The 15667-nt window shown below is 71.1% G+C and carries 9 protein-coding genes; 6 read left to right on the plus strand and 3 right to left on the minus strand.

Translation table 11 applies throughout. The annotated features are described in order from the left end of the window. Positions 1–87: 87 nt before the first annotated feature. The gene (locus tag AB0O91_RS38730) at positions 88–294 is read right to left on the minus strand and encodes a DUF397 domain-containing protein (protein WP_363443511.1); all 207 of its coding nucleotides are present in this window, start codon (positions 292–294) and stop codon (positions 88–90) included. After that, positions 294–1265 (minus strand): DUF5753 domain-containing protein, encoded by a 972-nt coding sequence (locus AB0O91_RS38735; protein WP_363443465.1) that lies wholly within the window; start codon positions 1263–1265, stop codon positions 294–296. Before AB0O91_RS38735 ends, AB0O91_RS38730 begins: the two co-directional genes overlap by 1 nt. 167 nt (positions 1266–1432) lie before the next feature. Between AB0O91_RS38735 and AB0O91_RS38740 the strand changes: the two genes are divergently transcribed. From AB0O91_RS38740 to AB0O91_RS38755, 4 genes are read left to right on the plus strand one after another with little or no spacing between them, the layout of a single operon-like run. Next, complete coding sequence (locus AB0O91_RS38740) at positions 1433–5350, plus strand: PglY protein (RefSeq protein ID WP_363443467.1); 3918 nt, start codon at positions 1433–1435, stop codon at positions 5348–5350. Then, complete coding sequence (pglZ, locus tag AB0O91_RS38745) at positions 5350–8148, plus strand: BREX-2 system phosphatase PglZ (protein ID WP_363443469.1); 2799 nt, start codon at positions 5350–5352, stop codon at positions 8146–8148. The genes AB0O91_RS38740 and pglZ overlap by 1 nt, the downstream gene beginning before the upstream one ends. Further along, positions 8145–9476 carry a BREX system ATP-binding protein BrxD gene (brxD, locus tag AB0O91_RS38750; protein ID WP_363443471.1) on the plus strand — a complete coding sequence of 444 codons (1332 nt, stop codon included), beginning with the start codon at positions 8145–8147 and terminating at the stop codon, positions 9474–9476. Before pglZ ends, brxD begins: the two co-directional genes overlap by 4 nt. Next, positions 9473–11605, plus strand: coding sequence for a DEAD/DEAH box helicase (locus AB0O91_RS38755; protein WP_363443473.1), 2133 nt, complete (start codon positions 9473–9475; stop codon positions 11603–11605). The genes brxD and AB0O91_RS38755 overlap by 4 nt, the downstream gene beginning before the upstream one ends. A gap of 53 nt (positions 11606–11658) precedes the next feature. Here AB0O91_RS38755 and AB0O91_RS38760 read toward each other — a convergent pair whose 3' ends face one another. Beyond that, entirely contained in the window at positions 11659–13491 is a 1833-nt protein-coding gene (locus tag AB0O91_RS38760; protein ID WP_363443475.1) for an ABC transporter ATP-binding protein, read from the minus strand. Positions 13492–14187: 696 nt separating this feature from the next. On the opposite strand from AB0O91_RS38760, the gene AB0O91_RS38765 reads away from it, so the two are divergent. Together AB0O91_RS38765 and AB0O91_RS38770 are read left to right on the plus strand one after the other, a co-directional pair. Next, positions 14188–14628, plus strand: a complete 441-nt coding sequence (locus AB0O91_RS38765; protein ID WP_363443477.1) for a hypothetical protein — start codon at positions 14188–14190, stop codon at positions 14626–14628. A gap of 73 nt (positions 14629–14701) precedes the next feature. Further along, positions 14702–15562, plus strand: a complete 861-nt coding sequence (locus tag AB0O91_RS38770; RefSeq protein WP_363443479.1) for a class F sortase — start codon at positions 14702–14704, stop codon at positions 15560–15562. The last annotated feature ends 105 nt before the right edge of the window (positions 15563–15667 follow it).

Genomic DNA, 15667 nt, shown 5'->3' on the forward strand with positions numbered 1-15667 from the left:
GCCGACAGATCCCAAACAGGACAGTCGAGACGTCAGTCAGCCGAGGAGTCAGACCCACCAGCGACGTCACCACGAACATCATCACTGTCAGCCGAGTTCTGCCGCGAAAGCGACGAACGCCGACCACTCGCTCGGGGAGAACCGAAACTGCGGGCCCTCCTTGTCCTTCGAGTCCCGCACGTGCACCGAGTTGGGGCTAGAGGCCACCTCGACGCAGTCAGGCCCTTCGTTGGTGCTGTAGCTGCTCTTGAACCACTCCAGCCCCGCAGAGGTGTCGACGGAGGGGTTGATCATCATGTCTCTCCCAGAAGCTTCTCGATGAACGCCATCGACTCCCGAGGCGTGAGCGCCTGCGCTCGGATGATCCCATATCGGATCTCGAGCGGGTGGACTTCTTTCCGCCCTGCGATCACACGGCTGATCTGCTGTACTTCCGTATGCGCCACCTTGGGACCGTCCTTGGCCTCGAACAGTCGGAAGGAGCCGCCGATTCCGGCGTTGTCCTCGCGCTCGGTCGGCATCACCTGGATCTCGACGTTCCGCAACTGGCCGACTTCCAACAGTCGTTCCAGCTGTCCTCGCAGAACCATCTTGCCACCCAGCGGCCGACGCAGCGTCACCTCTTCCTGGACGAAGCTGAAGATGGTGGCCGGCCACCGGGTGAGAACGTGCTGGCGTGACATGCGAGCCGCCACCTGCCGTTCGACCGTCTCCTCGTCCAGCAGCGGCCGGCGCATGGCGAACAGTGCGCGCGTGTAGTCCTCGGTCTGCAACAAGCCTTGGATCACGGAGTTGCTGTACGCCCCGATCTCGACCGCCTCGGCCTCCAGCTTGGCCAGGTCGCGGACCTTCTTCGGGTACCGCGCCGTGATCAGGTCCTCCTTGAACGCGACGACCATCCCACCCGCGTTCACCGCCTCGTCTACCTTCTCCAGGAACTGCGCGGTCGGAATCCGCTGGCAGCACTCGACCTTCCCCACCAGCTCCTCGGAGAACCCGGTGACGAGCCCCAGGCCGGCCTGCGTGAAACCCGCCCTTTCCCGCCACAGCTTGATCTGCCGCGCGATCGTCCTCACGACCTCGGAGATCTCTTCCCAGTCCTGCTGCTCGGTGCCGCTCCCGGACAGCCCGGCTTCCACCGCCATCGCCTCGTCCTTCCATGCCCAGTCCTCACCCAATGCCAGGATGCGACTACGCAGCGTCGCCTTGTCTCGAAACAGCCGAACCTGCCATCCGTGCGCATGCCCACCACCAAGCCCGCTCACCACACGTGACCGTCCGATCACCAACGATCGTTCCCCGTCAAGGGAATTACCGTCCGTATCGGCACGGACAACGCCGAGGCTGGCAAGATGGGAGGTCGCGCGCGCGTTCCGTGCGTGACCTGTGCTGTGCGTCCGCGTCCGCGTGAGGAAAGGGAACGAGAGCCCCGATGCCCACCAGCGAGCTCTTCCTGAAGGATGTCTTCGACATCAAGGAAGACGTCCATGCCGGCGACTTCAAGATCGAGCTCTCCCAGGGCTTCTCCGAGACCGACGCCCGCGTCGCCGAGTACGTGGTCACTGACCAGCTCCAGGAGGCGTTCCGTCGCGCGCTGAAGCTCGTCGGGGCCGCTGTCCGCACGGGCAACTCCCACGCCGCCTACCTGCACGGTTCGTTCGGCTCCGGTAAGAGCCACTTCCTCACCGTCCTGCACGCGATCCTCAACGGCAACGCGCTCGCCCGCAGGAAGCCGAAGCTGCAGGAAGTGATCAACCAGAACGACGACTGGCTCCAGCGGTCCCGTTTCCTGATGGTGCCGTACCACCTCGTCGGCTCGACCGATCTCGACTCCGCGATCCTCGGCGGCTACGTCCACGCCATCCGCCAGCAGCACCCCGACAGCCCGACCCCCGCCGTCTACCGCGCCGACTCCGCTCTCGCGGACGCCCGCCGCCAGCGCGAATTCCTCGCCGACGACGCCAAGTTCGTCGAGTGGCTCGGTGAAGGCGCCGCCATAGTGGCCCCCGGCAGCACGCAGGCGGCTGTCGTCGACGAGGACGACCTCGACGCCGGTGCTCTCGGAAACGCGACCACCGGCCCGGACGCCTGGACCCCCAGCGACCTCGACCGGGCCTTCTCCGCCCCCGCGGGCGACCCGCACCGCGAGGCCCTCGTCTCCGCGCTGCTCTCCGGCCCGATGGCGTCCTACGCCCAGGGCGCACGCGGCGACAAGGACGCGTTCCTGCCTCTGGAGAACGGCCTCTCCGTCATCTCCCGGCACGCGCAGTCCCTCGGCTACGACGGTGTCGTGCTCTTCCTCGACGAACTGGTCCTCTGGCTCCAGGCGCACATGGGCGACCAGGACTTCGTCCGCGAGCAGGTCCAGAAGATGGTCAAGCTGATCGAGTCCGGGGACAGCGACCGCCCGGTGCCGATCGTCTCCTTCGTCTCCCGCCAGCGCGACCTCTCCCAGCTGGTCGGCTCGGACGTGGCCGGGGCCGACGTGCAGAACCTGGAGCAGCAGGTCGAGTACCTCACGGAGCGCTTCGACGTCGTCGACCTGGAGGACAGCAACCTCGTCGAGATCATCAAGCACCGTGTCCTGTCGCCCAAGACGGGCATGGAGGGCGAGCGCGACGAGGCGTTCAAGCGGGTCGAGTCGGCGAAGGACGGCGTCCGCCAGGTCCTGCTGGACGCCCACGGCCGTACCGAGGCGACCTGGGACGACTTCCGTACTCTCTACCCCCTCTCCCCCGCCCTGCTGAACGTCCTGGTGGACCTCTCCGGGGCCCTCCAGCGCGAGCGCACCGGTCTGAAGCTCGTCCAGGAGCTGCTGCGCCGCCGCCGCGACGACCTGAAGATGGGCGACCTCATCCCGCTCGGTGACCTCTGGGACGTCATCGCCGCCCGCAGTGGCGAGGCCTTCACCGGGAAGCTGCGCAAGGACTCGGAGATCGCGCACCGCTTCCACGCCCGGGTGCGGAACTTCCTGCTGCAGAAGTACGGCTCCGAGGACGACAAGCAGTTCCAGACCGACGACCGGCTGATCAAGACCCTGCTGCTCGCCGCGCTCGCGCCCAACGTCCCGGCCCTCGCCCGGCTCAACGGCGAGCGGCTGGCCGCGCTCAACCACGGGGACATCAGGGTCAGGGTCGGCTCGGCCGGCTCGCAGGCGATGAAGCGGCTCCAGGAGCTGCAGCCCGACTTCGGCGAGCTGCGCAGCGACGGCACCGCCGACCCGGTGTTCCACGTCCACCTGTCCGACCTCGACGTCGAGCCGCTGCTGGACGAGGTCCGCAGCGAGGACAACATGGGTCGCCGCCGCCAGTGGGTGAAGGACCAGCTCTGGTCCGCCTTCGGCATCAACGACACCCAGTCGTTCCTGTGCACCCGCGAGATCGTCTGGCGCGGCACCAAGCGGACCGCCGAGTTCGTCTTCGGCAACGTCCGCAGCCCCAAGCTGCCCGACGAGCAGTTCGCGCCGGAGACCCCGGGCAACATCCGCTTCGTCCTGGACTACCCCTTCGACGACAACAACCACTCCCCCAACGACGACGTCCGCCGCGTCGAGGAGCTCAAGCGCGGCGGCAGGAACGCGTCCGTCGTCGTCTGGATCCCGCACTTCCTGTCCGAGCAGCGGGCCAACCAGCTCGGCCGCCTGCTGCGGATGAACTACCTGCTGGAGCGCGACCGGCTGGAGGACCACACCGCCACGCGCGCCGTCGAGGAGCGGATGCAGATCCGCCAGCAGCTCAAGGAGCAGGCCGGCAACCTGACCACCCAGCTCACCGGTGTGCTCCACCAGGTGTACGGGGTGCACAGCCCGGACCCGAACAACATCGGCGCCGAGGTCACCGACAACCAGCACCTGTGGTCACTGGAGCGCGCGTACAGTCGCCCCCAGGTCACGGCGGGCGCGGGCTTCGAGCAGAACCTGTACAGGATCGCGGACGGCATGTTCGACGCGCTCCACCCCAAGCACCCGGACTTCGACCGCAACCTCGAACGCAAGGCCGTCACGACCAAAGAGCTGAAGACCACCCTGGAGTGGATCAGACGCGCCATGGAGGACGGCACCCGCCGCACCGTCGTCGACCGGCACCACCTGCCCACCGTCAAGAAAGTGGTGCACGCGCTCGGACTCGGCGAGGTCCACGACGGGCCGCTCAACCTCACCAACGACTGGCGCCTGCAGATCAACCAGAAGGCCGCCGCGGCCGGGGACGGCTCGAACCTCTCCGTCGAGGACATCCGCAAGTGGATCGGGGAGCTCGGCTACACCGGGCTCGACAAGAACATCGGCAACCTGATCATCGCCACCTACGCGCTGCTGGACGACCGCACCTGGGTCTACCAGACCTCGCCGCTGCGCGAGGCCCCCGACCTGGAGCGGATCGGCTCCGGGTACGGGCTGCGCGCCGTCGAACTCCCCAGCGAGGAGCAGTTCGCGACCGCCGGACGCCGGGCTGGCAGGATCTTCGGCATCTCGGGCTCGTCCGTGCTGTTCGCCCGCAACGTGAACGCCATCGCCACCAGCGTCCGTGAAGCGGCGAAGCGCCACAAGACGACGGTCGCCGAACTGCGCCGCGCGCTGAACAACCACGGGGCCGCCCTGGGGCTCACCGACGACAAGGCTCCCCGGCTGCGCTCCGTGGCCGCCGCCACGGACCTGACCGAGCGGCTCGCCCGGATCGACGACAACACCGCGCTGCTCCGCGAGCTCGCGGCCGCCCGGTACGACGTCACCGACGAGGAGATCACGGCGACGATCTCGAACGCGGCCGAGGTCCGTGACGCGCTCGAGGACACCAAGTGGGCGTTGCTGGAGAGCGTGCGCACCTACGTCGGACGCGGTGACCGGGTCGGCGAGCGCGCCGAGCGGTTGATCACCCGGGTCCGGGAAACGGCGAACGACCACGAGCAGTCCTCCCCGCTCGCGCCCGTCCTGCGGCAGCTCGACGACCAGGTGGTCGCCCTGATCACCGAGGCCGCCCGGCTGTCCCAGCCCGGCCCTGCGCCGCAACCGCCCCAGCCCACGCCGCAGCCCGAGCCGACGGCCGGGGACGTCCCCCTGACCGAGCACGGTGACCCGTCCGTTCCCTCCACGGGGACGACCGGCACCGATACCGACAAGGCGCTGCCGGCCGGCCCCGGGGGCTCGGCCGGTGGTCCGGGCCCCCGATCGGGCGTGCACTGGATGATCGAGCCGACCGCGTTGGAGGCCGGCCTCGCCGCGGCCCTCGCCGGAGTGTCCGGCGAGATCCGCTCCTACGTCGCCGAACATCCGGGCACGCGGATCGAGCTGGTCTGGCGACCCGTCCTCGCGACCGGCGAGAGCGGCCACGGCGGTGCAGAGGACGATCACTGATGCCGGCGCCCCTCCCGCAGATCGGGCACCGGACCATCGAGGCCCTGCTCTCCGGCACCGGTCCGAAGGAGAACCCTCCGAGGGAGGCCGCTCCCAAGGACGCGTCCCCGAAGGAGTCGTCGACTCGCCGACTGGTGCTGCTGTACGGCCGCTACGCGGAGCCCACCCCGGCCGAATTCGTCATCCGGACCGGATCGACGAGCCGACGGATCACGGTCGTGGAGGCGGACTCCGTCCTCGGCATCGTGGAGGCCTGGCAGCAGCACCAGAGCATGGCGAAGGACGACGACGTGCTGGTCGTCACCACCGGCGTCGACGACGCCCAACTCAGCTGGGACCTGCGCGCGTACGCCCTCGGCAAGCGCATCCTGACGATCGAGAACGCCCAGGTCGTCATGCAGCGGTTCGGCGTGACCCAGCTCGACCCGACCATCCAGCAACAGACCTGGCTGCTGGACGCCCTGCTCGACTCGGAGCCGGCCGAAGGCTGGCCGCGGGTCGGCCCGGTGCTGACCCGCGACGCGGCCCTGGCAGCACTGGTACCCGCCCGTCTCGGGCTGCGCCGCAACGACAGCAGTGTGCCCGGTGCCGGGCAGGACACGACGCTCGATGCCGACACGCTCCTCGCCTGGTCCCGGACACCGGCCGGCCCGCCGCGGTTCGTCGGTCTGGCTCCGCAGGAACGCGCCGCGCTGAAGGCCTGGCTCGGCGAGACGGCAGGTGCCGCCGTGCCGGTCCTGCTGTCCCTGGTGGAGGCCGGGGAGGGCCACGACGCCATGGCGCTCGGGCTGCTCGCCTCCGCCCTTCGCGACCCCTCTGCCGGTTCGGATGCAGCCCTGGCCGTGGGCGGGCTGTTCGGCCAGGTCACCCCGCGCCGCAACGAGCTGCAGTCCTTCGCCGAGGCGGTCGAAGGTACGGTGACCCGCTGGATCGCCCAGGCTCGAACCAGCGACGACGCCCGCCACCGCGTGGTCTCCGTGATCAACCGGGCGGACGAGCTCGCCGCGAAGGTGGGGCTCACCGACAGCCTTCGCACCAACCGCTTCCTCGGTTCGAGTTTCACCGCCCAGCTGCGGCGCGTCTGCGCCCTCGCCAGGCAGTCCCCTTCGGGCGCCGACTCCGCACTCGCCGACCTCAGAGCCCACGGGCTCGCGGCGCTCAGCCCGAACCGCGTCCTCGTCGCCGAGGCGGCGGTCCGGGTCGCCCGCTGGCTGGCCCTTCCCCAGCCGCAGGTCCGGTCGGTCGCAGCCGGGGTCCGGACACACGTCGCCGACTGGGGGTGGGTCGACCGTGCGCTCACCGTCCTCTGGCACGGCGACCCCGACGGGGACACCGCCACTGACCAGGACCTCCGAGCGCTCTACGAGGAAGCGGCCGGGCGGCGGACCGATCTGGACGAGGCGTTCGCCCAGCGGCTCACCGCCTGGACGCCCAACGCCACCACCCAGCACACCGGCGGGTGCCTCCTCGTCGAGAACGTGCTGGCCGAGGCGGTGGCCCCGCTGCTGCGCAAGGACGGACCGGCCCCGCTCCTCCTCGTCCTGGACGGCATGAGCAGCGCGGTGGCAGCCCAGCTCGGCGAGGAGACCGAGCGTGAAGGCTGGCTGGAGACCGTCCCTGCCCCCTCGGAGGGCGGCGCTCCGACGCGGCTCGCCGCGGTGTCGATGCTTCCGTCGGTCACCGAGATCAGCCGGGCGTCGCTACTCAGCGGCACCGCCGTCAAGGGCGGCCAGACCGTCGAGACGACCGGGTTCACCACCTTCTGGAAGCGCCACCACCGCCCCTCCGCGCTGTTCCACAAGGCTGCCATAGGCGGGCAGAGCGGGAGCTTCCTCGCGGAGGAGCTGACCGTGGCGCTGGCCTCGGAGGCGGTGGTCGGCGTCGTCCTCAACACCGTCGACGACGCCCTCGACAAGGGGCAGGAGGGCCGACGGACCTCATGGAGCATCGACGCCATCACGTACCTGCGTGAGCTCCTCGCTGCGGCCCGCAGCTACGGTCGCCCGGTGGTGCTCATGGCCGACCACGGGCACGTCCTGGACCGGAACCCCAACAACGGCCCGGCGGCCGCAGACGGGGCCGGCAGCGCCCGCTGGCGGACCGGTGATCCCTCCGCCGGAGAGGTTCTGCTCACCGGACCCCGTGTCTTCGAGGGCGGGGGCAGCATCGTGGCTCCGTGGCGGGAGGACATCCGCTACACCGGCCGGCGGGCCGGCTACCACGGCGGCGCCGCGCTCGCCGAGGTCACCGTTCCGGTGCTGTTGCTCGTGCCCTCGCGCGAAGCGATGCCCAAGGACTGGATCGCCCTGCCGCGTGAACAGGCGGCGCCCGGGTGGTGGTCACCGTTCACCGGGCACCTCCGCCACCCTGTCGAGCCGTCGGCCGGTGTCCTTGCGGATGCGGCGGCCATCCCGCGCCCGGCAGCGGTGGACGAGGCCGCCGACGCCCCCGCCAGCCTTCCCGATCCGGCCGCCGCCACGCTCGGCGCGCGGGTCGTGGCCAGCGAGGTGTACAAGGCGCAGAAGGAGTACGTGCGCAAGGCGCCGGAGGCCAAGGTCGTGGTCGCCGTCATCGACGCCCTCCACCAGGCAGGCGGAACCATGTCCCCCGCCGCTCTCGTGGCCGCCATCTCTGCCACCGGTCGCGTCCGGCGGCAGATCGACGGGTTCATCGCCGTCCTGCAGCGGCTGCTCAACATCGAGGGGTACCCCGTGCTCGGGTTCATCGACGCCGGCCATACCGTCAAACTCGATGTGGCCATGCTGATCGCACAGTTCGACCTGGAGGATCCCCGGTGACCGTCCGGCCCGAGGTCAGTGCCGTCCGCCGACGCGAAGTCATCGACGCCCTGCGGCGTGGCACCGTGCCCCAGTCCGGGCTCGACCTTCTCGCCGTCGGTCTCGACCGGTTCGCCGGTGCGCTCGACGACGACCTGGCCTCGGTGGCCCGCGGCGGAGCCGCCTTCCACGCCATCCGCGGCGAGTACGGCTCCGGTAAGACCTTCTTCGCGCGCTGGCTCGCCGAGCGGGCGAAGCGTGCCGGTCTGGCCACCACCGAGGTGCAGATCTCCGAGACCGAGACCCCCCTCCACCGCTTGGAAACGGTCTACCGCAGGCTCACCGAGCGCCTCACCACGGCAACCCATCAGCCCAGCGCCCTCCGCGCGATCGTCGACGCCTGGTTCTACACGCTGGAGGAGGAGGTCCTCGACGCCGGTGAGGTGGACGAGGACGACGAAGCCGCCCTGGCCACTGCCGTCGACGTGCTGATGGAGCGTCGACTCACCGATGTCGCCCGGACCACTCCGGCCTTCGCCTCCGCGCTGCGCGGCTACCGGCAGGCCCTGGCAGCCGGCGACGCCGCGACCGCGGAAGCCGTGATCGCCTGGCTGGGCGGCCAGAAGTCGGTCGCCGCGTCGGCGCGACGGGCCGCCGGAGTGCGCGGCGACCTCGACCACTTCGCGGCACTCGGCTTCCTCCAAGGCCTACTGACCGTTCTGCGCGACTGCGGGCACCCCGGGCTCCTGGTCGTCCTCGACGAGATCGAGACCCTCCAGCGGGTGCGCGGCGATGTCCGCGAGAAGGGCCTCAACGCACTTCGCCAGCTGCTCGACGAGATCGACGCCGGCCGTTTCCCCGGGCTCTTCCTCGTCATCACCGGCACCCCTGCCTTCTACGACGGCCAGCAGGGCGTCCAGCGGCTTCCTCCGCTCGCCCAGCGGCTCGCCACCGACTTCACCACCGATCCGCGCTTCGATTCGCCGCGCGCCGTCCAGCTGAGGCTTCCCGGCTTCGATCTGGCCCGACTCGGCGAACTCGGCCGCACCGTCCGCGACCTGTACGCCGGGGCCGCGAACCATCCGGAACGGATCGCCGAGCGAGTCGACGACGCGTACCTCGCCGAGCTCGCCACCGCCGTCACCGGTGGTCTCGGCGGCAAGGTCGGGGTCGCGCCCCGGCTGTACCTGCGCAAGCTGATCGCCGATGTGCTGGACCGCGTCGACGAGTTCGACGACTTCGATCCACGACAGCACTACGCTCTGACCATGTCCACCGGAGAGCTGACCGAGGCGGAACGCAATGCAGCTGCCGCCGGTGCCGACGACATCGAACTGGAGCTGCCGTGAGCGGTGTCGACGACCTCGACCCCGTCCTCGTCCACCACATCGTCAACACCCTCGGGTGGCCGGGGCTCCGCCCGCTCCAGGAGCAGGCCATCGAGCCGCTCCTCGCCGGTGACGACGCCGTCCTGCTCGCCCCGACCGCCGGCGGGAAGACCGAGGCCGCAGCTTTCCCCCTGTTGTCCCAGATGAGCGCGCAGCGGTGGAGCAGCACCTCGATCCTCTACTTGTGCCCGCTCAAGGCGCTGCTCAACAACCTGCTGCCCCGGCTCCAGACCTACACCGGCTGGCTCGGCCGCACGGCCGAGCTCTGGCACGGTGACGTCACCACCGGCCGTCGGCGGCGGATCCTGGCCGAGCGACCCGACGTCCTGCTCACCACACCCGAGTCGCTCGAAGCCATGCTCGTCAGCGCCCACGTCGACCACGACGCCTTCTTCTCCGGGCTGCGCGCCGTCGTGATCGACGAGGTCCACGCCTTCGCCGGAGACGACCGTGGCTGGCACCTGCTGGCCGTCCTGGAACGGCTGCAGCGGGTCGTAGGCCATCCCCTTCAGCGCGTGGGGCTGTCGGCCACCGTCGGGAACCCTCCCGAGCTGTTGGAGTGGCTCCAGGGCACGGGGGCGGGCAAACGGCCCGGCTGTGTCGTCGCCCCGCACCTCGATGAGCCCGCGGTCTCACAGGCCGGTGCACAGGCCCCGCCGCCCGGCGACGTCCAGCTCGACTACGTCGGCTCCGTGGAGAACGCGGCGACGGTGATCGCCGCACTGCACCGGGGCGAGAAGCGCCTGGTCTTCTGCGAGTCACGCCGGCTCGTGGAGGAGCTCGGCGAGAAGCTCCGGATGAAGGGCATCACGACCTTCCTCTCCCACGCCTCCCTCTCCGTCGAACAGCGCCGTCAGGCCGAGGAAGCCTTCGCAGAGGCCAGGGACTGCGTCATCGTCTCCACCAGCACACTGGAGCTTGGCATCGACGTCGGTGACCTCGACCGGGTCATCCAGATCGACGCCCCGGCGACCGTCGCCTCCTTCCTGCAGCGGATCGGACGCACCGGGCGCAGGCCCGGAACCAGCCGTAACTGTCTCTTCCTCGCGCTGGACGAGGACGGCCTGCTCGGCGCAGCCGGCCTCCTCCTCCAGTGGTCCAGGGGATGGGTCGAACCAGTCGTCCCACCCCCTGAGCCGCGCCACATCGTCGCCCAACAGCTCCTGGCTCTCTGCCTGCAGGAGCACCGGGTGGGCGATCACCTGTGGCCGGAGTGGTGGAACGGCCTCGGGCTCTTCGGCAGCGAGGCCCGCCCCATCCTTCGTCACCTCGTCGAGGAGGGGTACCTCGATCAGGACGGCGGCCTGCTGTTCATCGGCCCGGAAGCCGAACGCCGATTCGGCCACCGGCACTTCATGAACCTCACCGCAGTCTTCACCTCGCCGCCTCAGTTCACCGTCCTGCACGGCCGAACCGAGATCGGTCAGACCGATCCCGACCTGCTGACCGAAGAGGTGGCCGGCCCACGCAGGCTGCTGCTGGCCGGCCGCAGCTGGCAGGTCACATACATCGACTGGGCCCGAAAGCGCTGCTTCGTCGAACCGGTCGACGGTGGCGGGAAGGCCAAATGGAGTGGCTTCGGATTCGTGCGTGGCACCTCGTTCGAACTCACTCGTGCGGTACGAGAGGTCCTCCTGGGTGCGGACCCGCCCGTGGACCTCACCAAGCGCGCTGTGCGATCGCTGGCCGAGGCGCGGGAGCACTTCCTCGAGGAAGTGCATCCGGGCGGGACGCTCGTGACCCGGGCGTCCAATGGCCAGCTGCGGTGGTGGACCTGGGCCGGCCATCACGCCAACGCCACCCTCGCCTCCACGCTTTCCGAACTCACCGTCCCCGCACAACGCGTCAACGACTGTTGGATCCGGTTGCGGGAGGACCTCACCCCACAGGGATGGAAGGAAGCACTGTCCGGCGCCGTCGACCGGATCGCGCTGCCGGACGTGGACGACCGTGCAGTCAAGGGGTTGAAGTTCGCGGAAGCGCTTCCCGTGCGACTGGCCAAGGCAACCTTGGCTCGACGCCTCGCAGACATGATCAATGCACGGACTGTTCTTGGTGAGACTGCCCGGTTCGTCCGCAAGCCACTCTGAGCAGAGGAAGCATCCCTGTTTCCATCTCCTCGTTCGGCGGCGCAGCCAGGCCGTCAGCGATTGAGCCTGGTCCCCAGTCCGGCGGCCCGTTCGAGGCGGGCGTAGCCGTCGTCGTGGGCCAGCAGTTCGGTGTGGCTGCCGCTGGCCGCGACCCGGCCCTCGCGCAGCAGGATGATCCGGTCGGCGTTCCGTACGGTCAGCAGGTTGTGCGAGATGATGATCGTCGTCCGCCCGCTCATCAGCCGTCCCAGCGGCTCCAGGATCCGCCGCCCCGATTCCGCGTCCAGCCCGGTGGTCGGCTCGTCGAGCAGCAGCACGGGCGCGTCCCGGATCATCGCCCGGGCGATCGCGATCCGCTGGCGCTGGCCACCGGACAGCAGCCGTCCGCGCTGTCCCACCACCGTGTCGTAGCCGTCCGGCAGCCGGCTGACGAACTCGTGCGCGTCGGCGGCCCGGGCGGCCGCCGTGACCTGCGCGTCGGTGGCTCCCGGGCGGCCGTACGCGATGTTCTCCCGGATGGTGCCGTGGATGACCAGGGTCTCCTGGAGCAGCACCGCGATGTGCTCCCGCAGGTCGGTCAGCGACAGTTCGCGCAGGTCCGTCCCGTCCAGCCGGATCGTGCCGCGGTCCGGGTCGTAGAAGCGCAGCAGCAGTTTGGCGATTGTCGACTTGCCCGCCCCGCTCTCCCCGACCAGCGCCACCGTCTCGCCCGGTTCGGCACGGAAGGAGACGTCGTCCAGCGCCGTCCGGGGCGCGTCCGGGTAGCGGAACCGCACCGCGTCGAAGGCCACTTCCCCGCCCGTCCGGGCCGGGCGCAGCGGTCGTGGCGGATCGGCCACCTGCGGCTCCTGGTCGAGCAGTTCGATGATCCGCTCGGCGGAGGCCGCGGCCGAGAAGAAGCCGTTGCTGAGCTGTCCGATGCCGTGGATCGGCTCGTAGAGCCGGGTCAACAGGGCGACGAAGACCAGTAGTTCGCCGAGGGTGAGGCGGCCGTGGGCCAGCTCCCAGGCGCCCAGCCCGAGCACGATCAGCCCGCCGATCAGCTCCAGCATGTCGACGATCGGGGTGAAGGCCGCGCGCAGCCGGGTCGCCGACATGGTCGCCCGGAAGCGGGCCAGGTTCTCCCGCAGGAAGCGGTCCTGCTCCCAGTCCTGCCGGTTGTACGCCTGCACCAGGGCGATGTTGCCCAGGGTCTCCTCGGCGAGCGCGCTGACCGAGCCGCTGCGGCGCCGCCGTTCCCGGGAGGCCGCCTTCACCCGGGCCGAGAAGCGCCGGGCGGTGATCCAGAACAGCGGCGCGACCACCAGGGCGGTCAGTGTGAGGTCCCAGCGCAGGTAGAACAACACGGCCAGGAAGACGGCCAGTTCGGCGACGTAGGCCACCGCTTCGAGGACCCCGGAGAGCAGGAAGGTCTCGACCGCCTCGATGTCCGAGGTCAGCCGGGCCAGCACGTCACCGAGGCGACGACGTTCGAAGAAGCTCAGCGGCAGCGCGTGGAGGTGGCGGAACACGTCCGTGCGCAGCGCGAGCAGGAACCGCTCGCTGACCCAGGTCGACGTGGTCTCGTCGGCGAAGCCCAGCAGCCCGGTCAGCAGGGCCAGTCCGGCGTACCCGAGCGCGACCGGCAGGAACAGCCCGAACCGGTGCGGCACCAGCACGTCGTCGACGACGACCTTGAACAGCCAGATCATCCCGGCATCGACCACCGGGCCGAGCAGGACGACCACCATCAGAACGGCCAGCCAGCGCCGGCCGCCGCGGGTGTAGGGCCAGAAGCGTCGGAAGGTCTGCCGCAGCGACACCGTCGGGGCCGGGGCGACGACCGGTTCAGCCCGGTCCTCTCCCTCGCCCGTGTCGACGGTCAGCCACCGCCGCGGGGACCACACCTTCGCGTCCTGGCCCTACACCAGCATCAGTCCGTCAGCCGTCACTACCAACCGTGCCGACGGCCGCGGCGACGGTCACGACGGCGACCATGTCCCCTGTCGCCCCTGTCGTACCGGTCGCCCCTGTCGTACCCGTCGTCGCGGTAGCCACGTCCGCCCCGACCACGGGACGAGTGCCACATCGACGGAACCAGGTTGGCAAGCACGCTCATGGCTGCCACCTTTCTTCGATTGACCCTCTGGTGGATCCCCCGGTTTCTCCCCCACCGAGGGATACGGACGGGCAGGCGGAGGTGCTCAGTGCGGGTGCGAAGAAATCCGCGGCCCGTCGCGCGGCGGTCGGGGCGGAGGTCGCGGCGGGGGTGCGGCGGAGGTCGCGGCGGGGGTGCGGCGGAGGTCGCGACTGGCGCTGCGGGGGCACGGCGTCCGGCGCGGCGGGGCCCGGTGACCGGACCGGAGGCCGGTCCGTCACGGGTTCCCGCGCGAAGACCGTTACGGAGCCGATGGACGGCCGTGACGCGGCCGGGCGGGCACCGCGACACGGCGCTCCTACTGTCACTGACGACGCACCGGCCCACCGCGCCGCAGGAGTTGTACAGGTCGTACAGCGGTCCGGGCCGTACCGGGCCGGGGCGTTCGCGAGAACCGCGGTCTCGCCACTGACGCGTTCACCAGAGCCTCGAAGGAGCACCCCCGATGACCAGGAGCCGTACCGACCGTTCGCCCGCCCACCGCCTGCTGGCGGTCTGCGCACTGACCGGCGCCGCGCTGGTGACCGTCGTCACCGGCGGCCAGGCCTGGGCCGACGGGACCCCGCAGCCGGCCGCGACCGCCACCGCCCAGCCCACCCCGGCCGCCGGCGCGACCGTCACCGCCCACCCGACCCCGTCGGCCGGCTCGGCCGTCATCGCGACCGCCAAGCCGACCCCGGCCGCCGGCGCGACCGGCCAGCCGACCCCGCTCGGCTCCCAGCCGCAGGTCCGCGAGGTGCCGAAGGGTGGCGCCCAGGCCGGTGACGGCTCGGCGGCGACCGACGGCAACGGCCTGATGCTGGCCGGCGGCGGCGCCGTCGCGGCCGTCGGCGCCGGTGCGCTGGGCTTCGCCCTCCTGCGCCGCCGCTCCGGTGCGCGCGGCTGACACCGGTCCCGAGTCCGCCGGGCACCCCGGCGCCCTTCCCCCGCACCCGGCCGGGCGGGGAAGCGGCGCCGGGGTGCCCCCGGCGGCGGGGACCCACGAACAGAGCCGTACCGACCTGGGCGGCCGGGGGCGGGACCGGCGTGGCCGTGACGCTCGGGGACAGGACGGCCACGGACCGGACCGCCGCGGGCAGGACGGTCGGGGGCAGGACGGTCGAGGGCAGGACCGCCGGGGCCGACGGCGCGCCGCTCCGCGCGGCCCGAGCATTCTCCAGCGGACCGTCTTCGGCACGGCCGGCCTGCTCTGCCTGGCGCTCGGCGCCTCGCTCGCGCTGTCCGGCCGGGACACCCCGGTCGTCCGGATCGAGACCTCCGGCCACGACCCGGCGGCCACCCCGCCCACGGCCGGCGCTCCCGGCAGCACGTCCGGCGGCACGTCCGGCGGCACCGCGCCCGGCGGTGCGCCCACCGCCGCCACCCGTCCGCTCGCCGCCTCGCCGCCCACCCGCCTGCAGATCCCCACCATCGGCGTGGACGCCCCGGTCATCGAGCTCGGTCTGAACACCGACGGCACGGTCCAGGTGCCCTCCGCCGACCACGCCGACCAGGTCGGCTGGTACCGCAACGGCCCCACCCCCGGCCAGTCCGGCCCCTCCGTCCTGATCGGGCACCTCGACACCAAACACGGCCCGGCGGTCTTCCAGCGCCTGCCCGAACTCCACCCGGGCGACCTGATCCGGGTCGCGCGCGCGGACGGCGGCACCGTGAACTTCAAGGTCCGCACCCTGCTCCAGGCCGCCAAGGACCAGTTCCCCACCGACACCGTCTACGGCGACACCCCCGGGCCCGCGCTCCGGCTGATCACCTGCGGCGGGCGGATCGGCCCGGACGGCCACTGGACGGACAACATCATCGTCCTGGCGGATCCGGCCTGACCCGGACCCCCGCCTGCCCCGGACCCTTCCGACCCGGTGCGGCCCGGCCGCGCCGGAGCGGCGGAACCACCGGTCGCCGCCCGTACGACCCACCACCGGAACGGG

The organism is Kitasatospora sp. NPDC089797 (assembly GCF_040684795.1).
In the GTDB taxonomy this organism is placed as follows: domain Bacteria; phylum Actinomycetota; class Actinomycetes; order Streptomycetales; family Streptomycetaceae; genus Kitasatospora.